Below are 1,767 nucleotides of genomic sequence, written 5' to 3'. Positions count from 1 at the left end.
TTGACCGTTACGAATGGGCAGACACCAGTAAAGAGAAAGGTTACGACAAGAGTTTTAGGCAATGGCATCGCCTCCCCGATGGCACACCAGAGATGAAAAAAGGTGATCAACCTTGGGGGGCATATCGTCTTGATGAAGCGCTAGCCGCCGCCAAAACTGTGGCAGGAACCCCGGCGCTACTCCAGCATGAAGGTGAGGGATGCGTAGAAGTTGGTCGCTCACATGGTCTTGCTGGAATTACGTTTCAGGGCAGTGGATGGGATAAGAAAACCATCACCCCAGAATATCAACTCCTCAAAGATTCCGGCATAGGATTAATCATTTTTCTGCACGATGCCGATGACACTGGCTTAAAGAAACTCCAGACCTGCCAGGATTGTGCAGCCGAGGTGGGAATCGCCTTGATCGGAATCAACCCTCACGACATCTGCCCCGGTTTACCATATAAATCATCAGATATTAAAGAAATCTTGGGGCAGATGGAAGTACCAGAGTTTATCCGCAGGTTAGAGGAGCAGATCCACGCGGCCGTGGCAGAGCGATCGCAACTGGCAAAGCTGCAAAATCTTGACGATCCTTTAAATGATCTTGATCCAGTTGTCAGCTTTATTCAAATTGCCTTCAAAACTCTCTATGGAGACAAGAATTGGATTTGCGCTACGGATCAGCTCTACTGGCATACTGGCAACCACTATGAACACTCTCCAGACTCTAGAGAAATTAAGCGTATCACCGACTTTTGCAACTCTTTTGCAGTTGAAAATGAGCAAGGTAAAAAATCTTATCCTCACGCTTCACCCAGTTCGGTTAAGAAGGTTCTAGAGTGGGCGAAAATGCGAACAGGGATTGAGGCAGAATTACTCAATCCACCAGGGATTAACTGCACTAATGGGATAGTTAGACCCGTTTGGATAGGTAATAAGGTTATTCCACGGCTAGACCCTCATACCCCCGAAGATTACTTTATTTATGAACCGTTGATTGAGTACAATCCAAACGCTGATACTACAGATTGCGACCGCTTACTTTCATGTTTGGATAGACCCCAGCAAGAAATCCTTTTAAGAAATCTTGCCGCTTCGATTGACCTTCAAACTGTTAGGAAGCTCAGAGGAAGAGAGGTAAAAGCAATTCTAGCAGTTGGGCTTGGGTCTAATGGTAAAGATGCTCTGCGCGAATGTGTATCCATTATTTACGGCGAAAATGGACTAACTTCTGTCTCTTTAGCAGACTTCCAATTGTACGACGAAGGCAGGAAGTTTAATCTAGCTCCGTTGATGCACAGCCGAGTGAATTGGGCTTCTGAGAATCCGCAAACATCTAGGATTGATAAAATCCAAAGTTTAAAGTTGTTTGTCACTGGTAACAAGTTGCATTGTGAACGGAAGGGTAAAGACCATATTGAGTTTACCCCTGAAGCCATAGGTCTTTTTAACTTAAATGAAACGCCAGCACTCCAAGGGGTAATGAAAGCAATTCAAGACAGGATTGCAGTTTTGGAGTTCAAGAAAACCTTTGAAAAAAATCCAGATCCTAACAATCCAAATGAGTTGCAGGCTGACCCAAGATTTGCTTATGACAAGGAATTTATCAGAACGAAAGTAGCCCCAGCATTCCTAAATAAAATGCTTCAAGCACTAAACGACCTGATTTCAGAAGGCATTGATTACGAATGTACAACTGATGCTTTCTACAACCTTCAGAAAGAAAATAATCACCTATTTGACTTCATAGAAGCCGCAAACATAGGCTATGTCCCTGATAAGG

Annotated in this window: 1 protein-coding gene; it reads left to right on the top strand. The window is 44.1% G+C overall.

Annotated features, from left to right (window positions below; genetic code table 11):
* Window positions 1–1,767, top strand: a 1,767-nt coding sequence (locus CDG79_RS40340; RefSeq protein WP_333783018.1) for a DUF5906 domain-containing protein, incomplete at both ends; no start/stop codon positions are given.

The sequence above is a fragment of the Nostoc sp. 'Peltigera membranacea cyanobiont' 232 genome (assembly GCF_002245985.1).
Classification (GTDB): Bacteria; Cyanobacteriota; Cyanobacteriia; order Cyanobacteriales; family Nostocaceae; genus Nostoc.
This window is presented reverse-complemented; position numbering and strand designations above follow the sequence as displayed.